The organism is Synechococcus sp. PROS-U-1 (assembly GCF_014279755.1).
Lineage (GTDB): Bacteria > Cyanobacteriota > Cyanobacteriia > PCC-6307 > Cyanobiaceae > Parasynechococcus.
In genome coordinates this window covers 268,557-284,455 of the sequence record NZ_CP047951.1, presented here as the reverse complement: position 1 = coordinate 284,455, position 15,899 = coordinate 268,557, and the positions used below count along the sequence as shown (strand labels likewise).

Annotated in this window: 19 protein-coding genes; 11 read left to right on the top strand and 8 right to left on the bottom strand. The window is 59.5% G+C overall.

What is annotated here, in order from left to right; all coding sequences use genetic code 11:
• Nucleotides 1-45 precede the first annotated feature (45 nt).
• Together SynPROSU1_RS01350 and SynPROSU1_RS01345 are read left to right on the top strand one after the other, a co-directional pair.
• Nucleotides 46-630, top strand: coding sequence for a thioredoxin family protein (locus SynPROSU1_RS01350; RefSeq protein WP_186572172.1), 585 nt, complete (start codon nucleotides 46-48; stop codon nucleotides 628-630).
• A gap of 19 nt (nucleotides 631-649) precedes the next feature.
• Entirely contained in the window at nucleotides 650-1,891 is a 1,242-nt protein-coding gene (locus tag SynPROSU1_RS01345; protein WP_186571214.1) for a DegT/DnrJ/EryC1/StrS aminotransferase family protein, read from the top strand.
• Here SynPROSU1_RS01345 and SynPROSU1_RS01340 read toward each other — a convergent pair.
• The gene (locus SynPROSU1_RS01340) at nucleotides 1,870-3,303 is read right to left on the bottom strand and encodes an FAD-binding domain-containing protein (protein WP_186571213.1); all 1,434 of its coding nucleotides are present in this window, start codon (nucleotides 3,301-3,303) and stop codon (nucleotides 1,870-1,872) included. The two genes, SynPROSU1_RS01345 and SynPROSU1_RS01340, sit on opposite strands and share 22 nt — an antisense overlap.
• Nucleotides 3,303-3,863: an NUDIX hydrolase gene (locus SynPROSU1_RS01335; protein ID WP_186571212.1), complete on the bottom strand. Its 561-nt coding sequence runs from the start codon at nucleotides 3,861-3,863 to the stop codon at nucleotides 3,303-3,305. Before SynPROSU1_RS01335 ends, SynPROSU1_RS01340 begins: the two co-directional genes overlap by 1 nt.
• A gap of 148 nt (nucleotides 3,864-4,011) precedes the next feature.
• Here SynPROSU1_RS01335 and SynPROSU1_RS01330 point away from each other — a divergent pair, with 148 nt between their 5' ends.
• Nucleotides 4,012-6,027, top strand: a complete 2,016-nt coding sequence (locus SynPROSU1_RS01330; protein WP_186571211.1) for a PPC domain-containing protein — start codon at nucleotides 4,012-4,014, stop codon at nucleotides 6,025-6,027.
• A 6-nt stretch (nucleotides 6,028-6,033) separates the two neighbouring features.
• Here the strand turns inward: SynPROSU1_RS01330 and folK are convergent, their stop codons facing one another.
• Nucleotides 6,034-6,510: a 2-amino-4-hydroxy-6-hydroxymethyldihydropteridine diphosphokinase gene (folK, locus tag SynPROSU1_RS01325; RefSeq protein WP_186571210.1), complete on the bottom strand. Its 477-nt coding sequence runs from the start codon at nucleotides 6,508-6,510 to the stop codon at nucleotides 6,034-6,036.
• A 38-nt stretch (nucleotides 6,511-6,548) separates the two neighbouring features.
• Between folK and SynPROSU1_RS01320 the strand changes: the two genes are divergently transcribed.
• Nucleotides 6,549-8,657 (top strand): magnesium chelatase subunit D family protein, encoded by a 2,109-nt coding sequence (locus SynPROSU1_RS01320; protein ID WP_186571209.1) that lies wholly within the window; start codon nucleotides 6,549-6,551, stop codon nucleotides 8,655-8,657.
• A gap of 61 nt (nucleotides 8,658-8,718) precedes the next feature.
• Here the strand turns inward: SynPROSU1_RS01320 and SynPROSU1_RS01315 are convergent, their stop codons facing one another.
• Both SynPROSU1_RS01315 and SynPROSU1_RS01310 read right to left on the bottom strand, forming a co-directional pair.
• Entirely contained in the window at nucleotides 8,719-9,600 is an 882-nt protein-coding gene (locus tag SynPROSU1_RS01315; protein WP_186571208.1) for an MlaD family protein, read from the bottom strand.
• Nucleotides 9,601-9,605: 5 nt separating this feature from the next.
• Nucleotides 9,606-10,364 (bottom strand): ABC transporter ATP-binding protein, encoded by a 759-nt coding sequence (locus SynPROSU1_RS01310; protein WP_186572171.1) that lies wholly within the window; start codon nucleotides 10,362-10,364, stop codon nucleotides 9,606-9,608.
• Between the two features lie 149 nt (nucleotides 10,365-10,513).
• Here SynPROSU1_RS01310 and yvcK point away from each other — a divergent pair, with 149 nt between their 5' ends.
• Entirely contained in the window at nucleotides 10,514-11,869 is a 1,356-nt protein-coding gene (yvcK, locus tag SynPROSU1_RS01305; protein ID WP_186572170.1) for a gluconeogenesis factor YvcK family protein, read from the top strand.
• Here the strand turns inward: yvcK and SynPROSU1_RS01300 are convergent.
• The 3 genes from SynPROSU1_RS01300 to SynPROSU1_RS01290 are packed head-to-tail and all read right to left on the bottom strand — an operon-like array spanning nucleotide 11,863 to nucleotide 13,531.
• Complete coding sequence (locus tag SynPROSU1_RS01300; protein ID WP_186571207.1) at nucleotides 11,863-12,429, bottom strand: NAD(P)H-quinone oxidoreductase subunit J; 567 nt, start codon at nucleotides 12,427-12,429, stop codon at nucleotides 11,863-11,865. The genes yvcK and SynPROSU1_RS01300 overlap by 7 nt on opposite strands.
• Nucleotides 12,426-13,166 carry an NADH dehydrogenase subunit K gene (locus SynPROSU1_RS01295; protein ID WP_186571206.1) on the bottom strand — a complete coding sequence of 247 codons (741 nt, stop codon included), beginning with the start codon at nucleotides 13,164-13,166 and terminating at the stop codon, nucleotides 12,426-12,428. Before SynPROSU1_RS01295 ends, SynPROSU1_RS01300 begins: the two co-directional genes overlap by 4 nt.
• A 2-nt stretch (nucleotides 13,167-13,168) precedes the next feature.
• Nucleotides 13,169-13,531 carry an NAD(P)H-quinone oxidoreductase subunit 3 gene (locus tag SynPROSU1_RS01290; RefSeq protein ID WP_011363234.1) on the bottom strand — a complete coding sequence of 121 codons (363 nt, stop codon included), beginning with the start codon at nucleotides 13,529-13,531 and terminating at the stop codon, nucleotides 13,169-13,171.
• A gap of 83 nt (nucleotides 13,532-13,614) precedes the next feature.
• Between SynPROSU1_RS01290 and SynPROSU1_RS01285 the strand changes: the two genes are divergently transcribed.
• From SynPROSU1_RS01285 to SynPROSU1_RS01260, 6 genes are all read left to right on the top strand, one after another.
• Complete coding sequence (locus SynPROSU1_RS01285) at nucleotides 13,615-14,013, top strand: rubredoxin (protein ID WP_186572169.1); 399 nt, start codon at nucleotides 13,615-13,617, stop codon at nucleotides 14,011-14,013.
• Between the two features lie 9 nt (nucleotides 14,014-14,022).
• Nucleotides 14,023-15,024 (top strand): photosynthesis system II assembly factor Ycf48, encoded by a 1,002-nt coding sequence (locus SynPROSU1_RS01280; protein WP_186571205.1) that lies wholly within the window; start codon nucleotides 14,023-14,025, stop codon nucleotides 15,022-15,024.
• Between the two features lie 71 nt (nucleotides 15,025-15,095).
• Nucleotides 15,096-15,344, top strand: coding sequence for a cytochrome b559 subunit alpha (gene psbE / locus SynPROSU1_RS01275; RefSeq protein WP_186571204.1), 249 nt, complete (start codon nucleotides 15,096-15,098; stop codon nucleotides 15,342-15,344).
• A gap of 3 nt (nucleotides 15,345-15,347) precedes the next feature.
• Nucleotides 15,348-15,488, top strand: coding sequence for a cytochrome b559 subunit beta (psbF, locus tag SynPROSU1_RS01270; RefSeq protein WP_186571203.1), 141 nt, complete (start codon nucleotides 15,348-15,350; stop codon nucleotides 15,486-15,488).
• A gap of 8 nt (nucleotides 15,489-15,496) precedes the next feature.
• Entirely contained in the window at nucleotides 15,497-15,616 is a 120-nt protein-coding gene (locus SynPROSU1_RS01265; protein ID WP_006852026.1) for a photosystem II reaction center protein L, read from the top strand.
• A 10-nt stretch (nucleotides 15,617-15,626) separates the two neighbouring features.
• Nucleotides 15,627-15,827: a photosystem II reaction center protein J gene (locus tag SynPROSU1_RS01260; protein ID WP_186571202.1), complete on the top strand. Its 201-nt coding sequence runs from the start codon at nucleotides 15,627-15,629 to the stop codon at nucleotides 15,825-15,827.
• Nucleotides 15,828-15,899: the final 72 nt, after the last annotated feature.

Here is a 15,899-nt window from a genome sequence, read left to right as displayed (position 1 = left end):
GAGATGGTCATCCTGAAGCAGATTCACCCAATCTGTCTGCGCGTCATGGCTCTAACACCATCCACGATGCTGGCGCTCGGCACCCCCCTGCCCATCTTTGATCTCCCCCTGGTCACGGGCAGCCGGCTCGACAACTCCTCGCTGGACCAACGGCCCCTGCTGCTGATGGTGCTTTGCGCCCATTGCCCGTTCGTGAAGCATGTGGAACCGGAACTGACGCGGCTGGATCGAGACTTCGGCGACCGGGTGCAATTGATCGGTGTGAGCAGCAACAGCCTGGTCACCCACCCTCAGGACGGACCAGAGCAGCTCGCGGAGCAGGCCCGTCGCCACGGCTGGGGATTTCCTTACCTGCTGGATGAGCAGCAGACCCTGGCCATGGCGCTCAAGGCCGCCTGCACGCCGGAGTTCTACCTGTTTTCACCCGATAGCGACTGCGTGCAGACCCTGCGTTATCGCGGGCAGTTGGATGGCAGCCGACCCGGCAATGAACAGCCCCTCGACGGCCGAGATCTACGGGCCGCCCTGGATGCAGTGCTGACGGGATCGCCGGTGAACGAGAAGCAGAATGCCTCTGTGGGCTGCAATGTGAAGTGGAACCCCGGACACGAACCGGAGTGGTTCGGCTGAGCCACTTAAGCTTTGCTTTATGCAGGTACCTCCCTTCAGCCTCAGCCAGCAGATCGACGATCTGGGTGTGGACCTCGAAGAGGCGGTCCTTGGGGTATTGCACAGCGGCCAATACATCGGTGGTCCGCAGATCAAACGCTTCGAGGAATCCTTTGCTGCCAGCGTTGGCTGCGACCACACCGTGGGTTGCAACAGCGGCACCGATGCACTGATCCTTGCCCTGCGGGCCCTAGGCATTGGTGCCGGCGATGAGGTGATCACCTGCTCGTTCAGTTTTTTCGCCACCGCTGAGGCGATCAGCGCCGTCGGAGCCACGCCGGTGTTCGTGGACGTCGACCCCGCCACTTATCTGATCGATTTCGATCAGATCGAGGCCGCGATCACCCCAGCCACCAAGGCCCTGATGCCGGTGCACCTGTTCGGCCGGGCGGTGAACATGTCCCGGCTAATGGCGATCGCCGAGGGGCACCAGCTGAAGGTTGTCGAGGACTGCGCCCAAGCCACAGGAGCCCGCTGGAACGGTCAACCCGTAGGCAGCTTTGGCGATGTGGGCTGCTTCAGCTTCTTCCCCACCAAGAACCTCGGCGCGGCGGGAGACGGTGGTGCGGCCACCACCAACAACTCCGAGCTGGCCCAGACCATGCGCGAGCTTGCCGTGCATGGCATGCCCGAGCGCTACCTGCACACCAGCCTTGGATACAACACCCGGCTTGATGCGATCCAGGCCGCTGTGCTGAACGTCAAGCTGCCGCAGCTGGAGAGCTGGATCGGCAAACGTGCAGCCATTGCCGCGCGTTACCGGAAAGCCCTGGGTGATCTCAACGGACTCACCCTTCCAACAGCCGACGACGGCCACAGCTGGAACCAGTTCGTGGTGCGCATTGGCAGCTGCCCCACGGGCCAACCGCTCTGCAACGCCAGCTGCAATCCCTCCACAACGAGTGCACGCCATGGGATCCCAGAGAGCTGCTGCCGGGACTGGCTCAAGCAGACCCTGCAAGAGCGTGGTGTGAGCACGATCATCTATTACCCGATCCCCATCCATCGGCAGCCGGCCTACGCCCACCTGGGGTTAGAGCAAGGCTCCCTGCCGGTGACCGAACAGCTTTGCAGCCAGGTTCTCAGCCTGCCGATCTTCCCGGAGCTCAATGGCGAGCAGCAGCGGGCCGTGATCGACACGCTGCGACAACTGCTGGTGTCCAACGCTCCCGCCCAGTTCCGCCGAGATGATGCTCGCGATCAGGACCGGATGGTGGCGTAAAGCGCTTTGAATTTGGCCTGTTGTTTCTTGTGATCCACCAACGGTGCGGGATAGTCCCGCCGTTCGAGGGAGCCAATGTCACCACTGAGCAGATCCTTGGTGTTCACGTGGCGCAGCTCAGGCACCCACTGGCGGATGTAATCGCCGGCTGAATCGAACTTGGATGCCTGGGTGGCGGGGTTGAAGATCCGCAGTGGCTTGGGGTCCATGCCACTGCTGGCACTCCACTGCCACCCACCGTTGTTGGCGGCCAGGTCCCCGTCTACCTCCATCTCCATGAAGGCACGCTCGCCCCAGCGCCAGTCGCAGATCAGATCTTTAACCAGATAGGAGGCCACGATCATGCGGCAGCGGTTGTGCATCCAGCCGGTCTGGTTGAGCTGACGCATGGCGGCATCGATGATCGGCATGCCGGTCTGGCCCTCCTTCCAGAAGTCGAACCAGTCCTCGTTGTTCTCCCAGGGGAAGCGACGCCACTGCTCCCGGTAGGGACCATCCGCCAGTTCCGGAAAATGAAACAAGGCCTGCTGGTAGAACTCGCGCCAGCCCAGCTCCTGTTCCCAAACGGCGATGGCCTGAAGTTGCTCTTCGCTGCGGGCTTGCTCGCGGGCCGTCTGTGCGGTGCTCCAAGCCTGGCGGGGGCTAAGGGTGCCCACACTCAAAGCAGCACTGAGATACGAGGTGCCGGGAGTGCCGGGGAAATTGCGGTCAGGCTCATAGCCGAGCAACGGCCCATCACAGAACGTGGTGAGTTGCTCCAGGGCCGCCGCCTCGCCAGGGCGACAGGGGCAGATCTCGGCGCCCTTGAACCCGTGGTTCTCCCGCAGGGCTGGCAGGGGATCTGCCGCCGGCACTTGAGCTGGATCCAGATCCACCAGCCCCATAGGAGCTGCAATAGTGCTGGGCTGCTGGGCCAGCACCTGGCCGCGCCAGTTGCGCAGGAAGGGGCCATACACCCGGTAAGGATCGCCGGCGCCGGTCTTGAGCAACTCCGGAGCAATCAGGAGTTGATCCCAATCCACCACCACCTTGCAGCCATCGGCCTGCAACCGTTTGGCCACCTGGCGGTCACGCTCACGGGCATAGGGCTCCACATCGCGGTTCCACACCACAGCCTCAGCACTGATCTGCTGCGCCAGCTGCGGCAGCACCTGCACAGGGTCGCCTTCAATGATCAACAGCCGACTGCCGGCCTCGCGCCAACGCTGCTGCAATTCCACCAGGCTTTCCAGCAAGAACCACAGCCGAGCCGGGGCCATCGGGGGCAAATGTTCCGAAGGATCGATCACCAGAGGGTCGAGCACATACACCCCGGTCACCGCGGGGCTGATCTCCACAGCAGCCGTCAGCCCGAGGTTGTCCTCCAGGCGCAGGTCGCGGCGGTGCCAGAACAGAACACGTGAGGTTGTCATCAGAGGCCGAGAAGCTGCTTGGCGCGGAACCAGGCGGTGACGCTCTTGCCATCAAGCCATTCATCACCCGAAGCCAGCGCCATGTCCAGCTGGGCTGGGCTCATCAGCACCACCTCCAGGTCTTCATCGTCATCACCGGCAGGTGGGTTCTCCAGTGGGGTGAGCTCCCTGGCCAAGAAGCAATGAATCACCTCATCGGAATAGCCGGGGCAAGGGAGCATCGGGCCGAGAACATCCCAGCGCGACGCGCTGTAGCCGGCTTCTTCACCCAACTCCCGCTGCATGGATTCCAGGGGGTCTTCCCCTTCTTCCAAGGTGCCGGCGGGGAACTCGAGCAGACGGGCCTGCACCGCAAAGCGGTACTGCCGCAGCAGCACCACCTGACCATCGTTTGTGATCGGCACCGCCAAAGAAGCGCCGGGATGGCGAATCATTCCGAAGGTGGCTTCTACACCCATCGGCAACTTGATCCGATTGCGCTCAAAACGGAGCTTGCCCACATCCACCGCCTCAACGGTGTCCAGCAACTCAAAAGGCTCCGGGGCCGGCAACGGCGCCATGGGGTCAGGAGGAAATGGTCACCAGCATGGCAAGTGAGGGCACGACTCCGCTCAGCGAAACAAGTCAGACGACAGTCTTGGGAGCACGATTGACACGAAGTGCGCTGCCAGCAACTGATAAGGTTATCAACCTCAAAAATTCAAGTAGATGAGCTCAATCAACCTTCCCATTGGAGAACGCACTAGGGGAGAAATCAGTAATGAGGGTGACTACAAAACGTATTCCGTCGAACTATCCGCAGGAATCGAATACGCCTTTTACGTAGAAGGAATATCACTTTCAGACAGCAACCTATACCTACTCAACTCTTCTAATTCAACCCTCGATTCTAACGATGATTTGGGGCCAGGCTGGTATTCGGGAAAAACAGTAAATGTTGACTCCCTCAACTCATTAATTTATTACACTCCAACCCAGTCGGGAACTTACTACCTCGAGGTAACAGACACACCAGACCCAGCCTTTTATCCCTGGTACCACACAGGATCTTTCGAAATCAGCGCATGGAAAACTGACGACACTCAATCGACCTCAACTTCGATATCGGTTGGCACCAACAAAGCCTCCACAATTGAGCACGAGCTGGACGAAGACTCCTACAAGATAAAACTCACAGAAGGTCGTACCTATCAATTCGAAATGGAAAAATCCTCATTATACGACCCCTATCTGATACTTGAAGATTCTCAAGGCAAGACCTTAGCCGAAGATAACGATAGCGGCTACGAAATCAATAATGCACTCATTACTTTTACCGCTCCAAGCACAGATGATTTCTATCTTATTGCAAGTGACGCTGGCTATCGGTGGGGGACATACACACTGAGCACCAAGCAACTCAACTACGACGAATCCAAGAGCACAGCAAACTCAATCAACCCCGGCGAAACAAAACAAGGCTCCATCCTCTACAAAGGCGACAATGATTGGTACAAAATCAATCTTTCTAGCAAAAAGGGTTATCGATTTTCAGTCGAGGGATCAGAGCTCAATGATCCAAAAATTCAACTCAGAGACTCTTATGGAGCGCTCTTAGCCGAAAACGACAACATTGATACAAGCAATGATCCGATACTAAACTTCAAGCCAAGCAAAACAGGGACTTTTTATATCGATGTAAGTGACAGCAGTGATACCAAAACAGGAAGCTATAAACTCATCGCCCTTCAAACCGATGAAAGCGCAAGCACAGCCAATAACTTAAAGGTTGGCAAATCCGTTGCAGGCAACGTGCAACATCCAAAAGACAAAGACTGGTATGCAATAAAGCTCACTAAAAACACTCGATACAATTTCAACCTCAACTCAATCACCCTCAAAGACCCCGAACTCAAACTGCGGAACTCCAGCGGGACTCTCATCACCTCTGACGACAACAGTGGAGCGGGCAACAATGCTTCGATCGGCTTCACCGCCGCAACAGCAGGCACCTACTTTCTCGATGCCGGAGCAATCCAAAGCAACGACACCGGAACTTACAAATTAACAACAGTAAAGGTCATCGATCGTGATTCCACAGCGCAAGGTGCCATCAAACTCAAAACAAACAATCCAACGCAAAAGGCCATTGACTACCTGACAGATCATGATTGGTTCAAACTGAAGCTCAAAAAGGGGCGCACTTATCACCTTGAGCTCAAGGGCAACACGCTGTCTGATCCTTACCTCAACCTTCGTGACAAGAAAGGCAAGATCCTGTCTTCTGATAACGACAGTGGCAGCGGAAAAGATGCCGTCATCCGATTCACCCCGAAAAAGAGCGGCATGCACATCCTCGACGCCAGCGGCAATCGCGATGCCGTAACGGGGAGCTACACGATTGCGGCATGGCAGACGGACGAATCCTCCAAAACAGCCAAGACGTACAAAATGGGGCGAAGCCAATCAGGCACCATCGATTATCAAACCGATGAAGATTGGTTCAAACTCAAACTGAAGCCTGGTAATTATCGATTTGATCTACAAGGGAGCTCTCTCACCGACCCAGCCCTTCAACTGCTGAATTCGAAAGGCAAAGTCATTCTTTCCGATGACGACAGCGGCAAGGGCAACGACGCTTTGATCGCAGCAACGATCAATAAGAAAGGGCTCTATTTCCTTAATGCGACCGCAAGCGGTGGGGATGAAACCGGCACCTACGTGATCAACTCAAGCTTGATCTAAGACCAGTTATGGCCGCTGCTGCATCGCCTGCAACAGCGGCTCCAGCACAAAGGTCCGCAAATGCATCCGGGGATGGGGAAGGATCAACTGGGGATGGTCGAGGCGTAGTTCACCCCAGAACAACAAGTCGAGATCGAGGCTGCGGGGACCCCAGCGCTGCTCTTGGGACCGCTCACGCCCAAAGCGACGTTCAAGCCCATGCAAGCGCTGCAACAAATCCAGAGCCAATCGTTCGGAAGGCACAACCCTCAGGCCCTTCACCAGCACCACCGCATTGACAAAGTCAGGCTGCTGGATCGGTCCGATGGGCTCGGTCTCCAACAGCTGCGACCAGCAAAAGCGAAGATCTTGTGCGGCCCAGCCTCCAAAGAGCTCTTCCAGCAAAGGCCGTACCGCCAGCAACGTCTCGCGCGGCGATCCGACCGCACTGGGTCGGTTTGCTCCCAGCGCCACCGCAACAGAAGCATCATCAATCGAGGGCATCAGCGAGACTGGCGCGCACGAACGGGCTGAACGTGTCCATGGTGGCAACCGGTGTAGCGGTGAAGGACGACCAGGCCACCCGTGCCTTTCCGCTGGCGGCGATCACCGGACACGGGACCCTGAAACTGGCGCTGCTGTTGGCCGCCGTGGATCCCGGCCTGGGCGGAGTGGTGATCGCCGGCGGGCGCGGCACCGGCAAATCGGTCCTGGCCAGGGGGCTCCACGCCCTTCTCCCCCCCATCGACGTTCTGGATGCTGAAGGCGGTGTCGGGCGCAACCTCGACCCGCAAAACCCAGAGGAATGGGATGCGGCCACACGGGAGCGAATCACCGGCGACGCCCCCTCCGCGGTCATCCCCGCCCCCTTCATCCAAATCCCCCTTGGCATCACCGAAGACCGTCTGGTAGGTGCCGTGGATGTGGCCGCCTCGCTCTCCAGCGGCAGTGCCGTCTTTCAGCCGGGGCTTCTGGCCGATGCTCACCGCGGCGTTCTCTACGTCGATGAGCTGAACCTGCTGGATGACGGCATCGTGAACCTGATGCTGGCGGCCGTGGGCAGCGGCGAGAACCGGGTCGAGAGGGAAGGTCTCAGCCTCAGCCATCCCTGCCGGCCGCTGCTGATCGCGACTTACAACCCGGAGGAAGGCAACGTCCGTGATCATCTGCTGGACCGCTTTGCCATCGCGCTTTCGGCGAACCAACTGGTGAGCACCGAGCAGCGGGTGGAAATCACCAATGCAGTGATCAGCCATGGCCAGTGCAGCCGCAGCTTTGCCGAAAAGTGGGGCGAGGAAACCGATGCACTGGCCACCCAGCTCCTGCTGGCCCGCCAGTGGCTGCCAGATGTGCAGATCACCCGCGAGCAGATCGAATACCTGGTGACCGAAGCGATCCGCGGCGGTGTGGAAGGCCACCGCTCCGAGCTCTACGCAGTGCGGGTGGCCAAGGCCCATGCCGCCCTGAGCGGCCGGGATCGTGTGGAAGCCGACGACCTTCAGGTGGCCGTCGCCCTGGTGATTGCGCCGCGGGCCTCCCAGATGCCGCCACCGGACCAGCAGATGGAACCGCCACCGCCGGAAGATCAGGAGCCGCCGCCACCACCCCAGGACCAAGGCGACCAGCAGCAGGAGAATCCTCCGCCGCCACCGGAGGGATCCGACGAGGAAGAGAACGATCCACCGGAGGACAGCAGCGACGACGACAACACCGACGATGATGAGGGCGACGGCGAGGACGATCAGACTCCACCGGCGGTGCCCGAGGAGTTCATGCTCGATCCGGAGGCGATCGACGTGGACCCCGATCTGTTGCTGTTCAATGCCGCCAAGGCCAAGAGCGGTAACAGCGGCAGCCGTTCGGTGGTGCTCAGCGACAGCCGCGGTCGTTACGTAAAACCGATGCTGCCCCGCGGTCCGGTGCGCCGGATCGCCGTGGATGCGACTCTGCGCGCCGCCGCGCCCTATCAAAAGATCCGGCGGGAGCGGGAACCAGGCCGCTCGGTCATCGTCGAAGAGGGCGACCTCCGGGCCAAGCTGCTGCAGCGCAAAGCCGGTGCCCTGGTGGTGTTCCTGGTGGATGCCAGCGGATCAATGGCCCTGAACCGGATGCAGAGCGCGAAAGGCGCCGTCATCCGGCTGCTCACCGAGGCCTACGAAAACCGCGATGAAGTGGCCCTGATCCCCTTCCGCGGCGATCAGGCGGAAGTGCTGCTGCCCCCCACCCGCTCGATCACCGCCGCCCGCCGCCGGCTGGAATCAATGCCCTGCGGCGGTGGCTCACCCTTGGCCCATGGGCTCACCCAGGCCGCCCGCGTCGGCGCCAATGCGCTGGCCACAGGTGATCTCGGCCAGGTGGTGGTGGTGGCGATCACCGACGGACGCGGCAACGTCCCCCTCAGCACCTCCCTGGGCCAACCGGAACTGGAGGGCGAGGAGAAACCCGACCTCAAGCAAGAGGTGCTGGATGTGGCCGCGCGCTACCGGATGCTGGGCATCAAGCTTCTGGTGATCGACACCGAACGCAAGTTCATCGGCAGCGGCATGGGCAAGGACCTCGCCGAAGCCGCGGGAGGCAAATACGTGCAGCTGCCCAAGGCCAGCGATCAGGCAATCGCAGCGGTGGCCATGGACGCGATCAGCAGCATTTAGGCGGCACGATATCGCCCAAATATCGTGACTGAATCGACACGTTTCCCATGAAATATCGCGTCTACTGGGCGGTCTGCGCCGGATAGATCTCACCAAACAGTTCACCCAGGCCGATGGTGAGATTGCGCACGCCCTTCATGAACTCAGGGTCTCCAGTGAGTCGTGCCACATCGCCGCCGACAGCATCGATCTTGGCGGTGAGCTGTGCGGCATTGGCGGCCGTCTGCTTGAGCTCACTCAACGTCTGGGGATTGTCGAGAGAAGACGCGATGTTGTTCACATGCGACGTTGCCGCCACAGCATTGGCCGTGGCTGTCTCCAAGTTGCGAATGACTGGAGCAGCTTTGGCGAGCTCGTCCTGGAGCTTCACGGTCAGCACTTCGAATTGCTTCGCAGTGGCATCGATCTGCTCCAACGAGTCCGCCGCGTGGGGGATCACCCGTTCCTTCTGAGCCTCGGCCAGCAACTCCTGCAGTGCCTCCGTCACGGTGGACAAGCTGGCTGCTTCGCGACCGTCGACCGTGCTGCCATCACAGAGCTGCTGTTCAGTGCGGCAGTCAGCAGCACGGGGAAGGGGGGCATCTTTTGGCAACGGATTGCCTCGACTCACGAGAGAAACCTGCGCATCACCCCCCAACAAAGAGCCTGACGCGACCGTGGCCGTGACGGGCAGCGGTAAGCGCAAATCACCTTTATCAATTTCGAGCTCAGCAACCACCGCTTCAGGTGTCACCGCAATCGAGCGCACTGAGCCCACCAGGATGCCCCGATAGGTGACAGGGGAACGTTCCGCCAAACCAGCCGCATCATTGAAACGAGCGGTCAATGTCCAATGACTGGACCCCAAACGCACCCCCCTCAACCACAAGGCCATCGAAGAAAACCCGACGATGCCGCCGATCACAGTGAAACCGACGATGGCATCACGAACGCTGCGTCGCATGGTGGTCAGTGCTCCGCCGGTTGCATCGGTCCGCGCAGGCTACCCGTCCTGAACTGCACGACATAGGGGTTGTCTGTGGTGCGGAACGCGTCCACCGAACCTTCCCACTGGAAGCGGCCGTCGTAGAGCATCAACACCCGTTCAGCAGTCCGTTCAATCGTGCTGCGCACATGACTCACCACCACAGAACATCCCTTCGCCACGGTGGTGGTTTTCACAATCAAATCCTCGATCCGGGTACAGGCCACGGGGTCTAGCCCTGCAGTGGGCTCGTCGTAGAGCAGCAAGGGCATCGACTGATCCCCGCGCTGGGGGTCATCAATCAGGGCACGGGCGAAGCTGACCCGCTTCTGCATGCCACCACTGAGTTCCCCGGCATAGAGATGCGCCACGTCATAGAGCCCGACAGCTTCCAGGCAGGCATTCACACGGTCCTGAATCTCCTCTCGCGACAGCTGTGCCCTTTCACGCAAAAGGAAGCCGACGTTCTCCTGCACGGTGAGCGATGCCAGCAGAGCGGGGTTCTGGAACACCAGCCGCACATCCGGCGGATCGGTCTGATCCAGCCGCAGGTAAGTCTGTTGTTGATCGAACAAACGCAGCTCGCCACTGGAGGGCAGCTGCAAACCGGCCAGCAGACGCAGAACCGTTGACTTGCCCGCACCCGATGGGCCCACCACGGCCAACCGTTCTCCCGGGCGAAGGGTCAGGTTGACCCGATCCAGAACAGGGCGAGGCCCCCACTGCATCGTGAGGTCCCGCATTTCCACAACGGGTTCCAGCTGCGGCACGGTCTGGGCCGAAAAACACAGACATCCTGCCGCCTTTCGACAAGCTCCGTACAGTTCGGTGAACTTGCGGATCAAGCCATTCCTTGGCGCTGAAGCACCCGAAAAGCAGACGCCAGGCCCAGATGTTGCGCGATCGGCGGCGACGGGATCTGATGACCCGATCCCAACGGGCCATGCGCTGGTTGCAACCCGGCCTGGTGGTCAAGCGATGGCTGCTCACCTCCGGCTTGGGCCTGTTGATGGCTCTCCTGGGTGCCGCCGTCTGGGCTGATCTAAAACCGATTTACTGGATTCTGGAAACCCTCAGCTGGCTGCTGAGCACCCTCACCACTGTGTTGCCCCGTGAGGTCACCGGGCCACTGGTGGTGTTGATCGGCATGGGCCTGCTCCTCTGGGGGCAAAGCCGCAGCTTCGGATCGATTCAACAGGCGCTCGCGCCCGACAAAGACACCGTGCTGGTGGATGCCCTGCGGGCCAAAAGCCGCTTGAACCGGGGACCCAACATCGTGGCTATCGGTGGCGGCACTGGCCTATCGACCCTTCTGAGTGGATTGAAGCGCTATAGCAGCCACATCACCGCCATCGTCACCGTTGCTGACGATGGTGGGAGCAGTGGTGTTCTCCGGCGGGAACTTGGAGTGCTGCCCCCAGGAGACATCCGCAACTGCCTGGCCGCTCTCTCCACCGAGGAACCTCTGCTCACCCGCCTCTTCCAATACCGCTTCTCCGCAGGGAGTGGTCTGGAAGGTCACAGCTTCGGCAATCTGTTCCTCTCCGCCCTGACGGCCATCACGGGCAATCTAGAAACAGCCATCACTGCCTCCAGCCGCGTGCTGGCGGTGCAAGGTCAGGTGGTGCCTGCCACCAATGTGGATGTGCGGCTGTGGGCCGAACTGGAAAACGGCGAACGCATTGAAGGGGAGAGCAACATCGGCAACGCCCCCAGCCCAATCGTTCGTCTGGGCTGCATTCCAGAACGACCTCCTGCCCTGCCCCGGGCGCTCGAAGCGATCGCCAACGCCGACCTGATCGTGCTCGGGCCTGGCAGCCTCTACACCTCTCTGCTCCCGAATCTGCTGGTGCCGGAGTTGGTGAGTGCGATCAAACGCAGCAGGGCTCCTCGGCTCTACATCTGCAACCTGATGACGCAGCCGGGTGAAACCGACGGTCTGGATGTTCGCGGTCACATCCGGGCGATCGAGGCTCAGCTCGCCAGCCTGGGCATTGAACCCAGACTGTTCAGTGCTGTCCTTGCGCAGGACAACCTGCCCTCTTCAGACCTGGTGCGCTACTACCAAAGCCGCGGCGCGGATCCCGTGCGCTGTGATGCCGAGGGACTTCGCTCAGATGGCTACGACGTCCATCAAGCACCTCTTCAAGGAGTCAGACCAACAGCCACCTTGCGCCACGATTCCCGCAGCCTTGCCTTAGCAGTGATGCGTTTTTACCGATCACATCGCAGAGATCGCGATCAATAGGCGTCCTGCATTTCGTAGAAATCGGGCTGAACATAGTCCTTACGAAGAGGCCAACCTTTCCAGTCCTCCGGCATCAGCAGACGCTTGGGATGGGGATGGCCCTCAAATTGAATGCCATACATGTCATAGGTTTCACGCTCCTGCCAATCAGCGCCCCGGAACAGGCCGTAAATCGACGGAATCGACGGGGTGCCTTCGCGGCTGAGGAACACTTTGATCCGCACTTCCCGCAGCTTGGCTGAAGGGTCAGCAGTCATGGCGTCCACCTGTTCGGCCATCGCCAACAAGTGGTAGAAGCAAACCAACTGCTCACCCGGGCCTTCGTCGTAGCCCCCCTGGCACTGCAGGTAGTCGAAACCGTTGCTCTTGAGGGCCGCCGCAATCATCGGAAGCACAGGAGCCTCAACACCGATCTGTTCGATGCCCAGATGGTCGGGGTCAAGGCTGTCGTGATCAAAGCCCTGCTGCTTCAACCAATGACTCACAGGACCAGGCTCGGGGGCAACAACAGCAGCTGAGTCGTCAGCGCCGGAGGATTGCTTGGAAGGGGTTTCGCTCATGACTCGATCGGTTCAGCAGCAGGAGTGAGCACGGCGGCATCCGTGGCCAGGGTCTGACCAGCTGGAGCTGCAGCCAAAGCGGCTTTCTGGGATTCAGCACGCAGATAAGAACCGGTCACCACAGGTTCAACGCGCTTCATCTGGTGGGTCACCGTCATGTAGCGGTGGGTCTGCTGATGCTTGCGGCGCTCAGCAAGAGACTCATCGCCCACTTTCTTGCGCAGCTTGATCACTGCATCAAAAATCGCTTCCGGCCGTGGCGGGCACCCAGGCAAATAAAGATCAACCGGTATCAGCTTGTCGACTCCCCGAACAGCGGTGGTGGAATCAGCGCTGAACATGCCACCCGTGATCGTGCAGGCCCCCATGGCAATCACGTATTTCGGCTCCGGCATCTGCTCATAAAGGCGAACCAGTGCCGGAGCCATCTTCATCGTGACCGTGCCAGCAACAATTAATAGGTCTGCCTGACGCGGAGAACTGCGGGGCACCAAACCGAAACGGTCGAAGTCAAACCGGGAGCCCAGCAAGGCTGCGAACTCGATGAAGCAGCAGGCCGTTCCATAGAGGAGGGGCCAGAGGCTGCTCAGCCGGGCCCAATTGTGCAGATCATCCAGGCTGGTGAGGATGACGTTCTCGCTGAGATCATTGGTGACCGTCGGGGCACCGATCGGACCGCAGCTCGCTTCCCGCAGGTCGCGTACAGCCGAGATGGAGGGGGAGGTGTTCTCTGACATAACTAGCTCCACTCAAGGGCGCCTTTGCGCCAGGCGTAAGCCAAGGCGACCAAAAGAATGGCGATAAAGATCAGGGCTTCGATGAAGGCCAACAAACCGAGGCGGTTGAAAGCCACGGCCCAGGGATAAAGAAACACGGTCTCGACATCGAAGATGACGAAGACCAAGGCGAACATGTAGTAGCGGATATTGAATTGAATCCAAGCCCCACCAATCGGCTCCATGCCTGATTCGTAAGTGAGCTGGCGCTCACCGGCACGGCTTTTTGGAGCAACCAACTTGTTGGTCACCAGAGCCAACACAGGCACTGCTGCAGCAATCAGCAGAAATCCCAGGAAGGCGTCATAGCCGGGTAAGGCAAACATGTACGTCCCCGTAGACCGGCTCAGTCTGGCATTCACCGCCGGGAGTTGTCGTGGATAGAGTCACCCTTCCCAGCAACGCAGCGGTGAGCGACGAACAACAGTCCGTCCAACCGATTGAGACCACCGAAGCGGTGGACACTCCGGTTGAAACCGCTCCGGAGAGCGATCCACGGACCCACCGTTTTGAATGTCGCAGCTGCGGCTACGTCTATGACCCTGATGAAGGCGTGAAAAAAGTCGGGGTTGAACCCGGCACAGCCTTCATGGATCTCGACCCAATGTCGTTCCGTTGTCCGGTATGCCGCAGCAGAGTGGCCGCGTTCCGCGACATTGGCCCACGCACCAAAGCCAGCGGCTTTGACGAAAATCTCGATTTCGGTCTCGGCGTCAACCGCATGACCCCAGGCCAGAAGAATGTCCTGATTTTCGGCGGCCTCGCCCTTGGCTTCGCCTTCTTCTTGTCCCTTTACTCCCTGCGCTGAGGCCACCCCATGAAGCGACTGTTGAATTCTGCAACCCAGTTTCTGCTGGTTCTGGTGCTCGGCATCAGCCTCACCGGCTGCGTCACCACTCACGTTCCACTTGCGACGTCCAGCCCATGGCAAGCCTTGGACCTCGACACGCAAGCCAACCCACTGGATGTGGCCTTCACCGACAGCCGCCATGGCTACCTGGTGGGCAGCAACCGGATGATCAGAGAAACCAACGACGGCGGCGCCCACTGGAACGAACGCAGTCTTGACCTTCCCGACGAAGAGAATTTCCGTCTGATCAGTATCGACTTCAACGGCGATGAAGGCTGGATTGCCGGACAGCCGGGACTACTGATGCACAGCGAGGACGGTGGTCAGAACTGGACTCGGCTGTTCCTTGACACCAAGCTGCCCGGCGAGCCCTACCTGATCACAGCACTGGATCGCCATTCCGCAGAACTCGCCACCAACGTGGGCGCGGTCTACGAAACCCATAACGATGGATCGAGCTGGGAAGCCAAGGTGACCGATGCAGCTGGCGCCGTCCGCGATCTTCGTCGTAGCGACGACGGCAGCTATGTGAGCGTCAGCGGGCTTGGAAATTTCTACGCAACGTGGGAACCAGGAGATTCCGTTTGGCAAGTTCACCAGCGTGTTAGCAGTCAGCGCTTGCAGAGCATCGGCTTCCAACCCGACGGGAATCTCTGGATGGTTGCTCGCGGCGCGCAAATTCGCCTCAACGATGAGCCAGGAAACTTCGATAGTTGGAGCAAAGCCATCATCCCCATCACCAATGGCTACGGATACATGGATCTGGCATGGGATGACGATGGTGCGATTTGGGCAGGGGGTGGTAACGGCACCCTGCTAGTGAGCCGCGACGGTGGCGACAGCTGGGAGAACGACCCCGTAGGCGACCGTCAACCAAGCAACTTCACCAGGATGGTTTTCGACGGTGAGCACGCCTTTGTGCTCGGGGAGCGCGGAAATCTTCTGCGCTGGGTCGGCAACGCTGTGTAACTGAGGTGCAGCCTCAGCCTCGGCAGACCAAAGTCACCTCCTAAGATCATCGTCCTGACACGCCCAACGCCATGGCCGCCGGCTCAACAGGAGAACGTCCGTTCTTCGAAATCATCACGAGCATCCGTTACTGGGTGATTCACGCCGTAACACTCCCTTCCATCTTTTTGGCAGGATTCCTGTTTGTGTCCACCGGCTTGGCCTATGACGCCTTCGGAACTCCTCGTCCAGACGCCTATTTCCAGGCATCTGAGAGCAAGGCTCCCGTTGTCAGCCAGCGCTACGAAGGCAAGTCTGCACTTGACACTCGTCTGAAATAAGCCATGACACAAGCTCCCCCCGTTGCAACAACACCACGCAACTATCCGATCTTCACGGTGCGTTGGCTGGCTCTTCACACCCTCGGCGTGCCGACGGTGTTCTTCCTCGGCGCTCTCGCCGCGATGCAGTTCATCCGTCGCTGATTGGATCCATGGAACGCAATCCCAACCCCAACAACCTTCCGGTTGAGCTCAACCGCACGAGCCTCTATTTGGGTCTTCTGTTTGTCTTCGTGACCGGCGTGCTCATGTCCAGCTACTTCTTCAACTGAGGTTTATTCCATGAGCGGAAAAAAATCCCCGTATCCCGACGGTCGCATTCCCGATCGCTTGCCTGATGGTCGTCCCGCTGTGCCTTGGAAGTCACGCTGGACCGAAGGCGTCCTACCTCTCTGGCTGGTTGCAACAGCAGGGGGAATGGCAGTTCTTTTTGTTGTAGGTCTGTTTTTCTATGGTTCCTACACCGGTGTTGGTTCCGCCTGATTTCAACCAACAACAGGCTTCAAACCGGCATCTAAGCCGGTTTTTTTGTGTCTTCTCAACGCAGAACAAGCC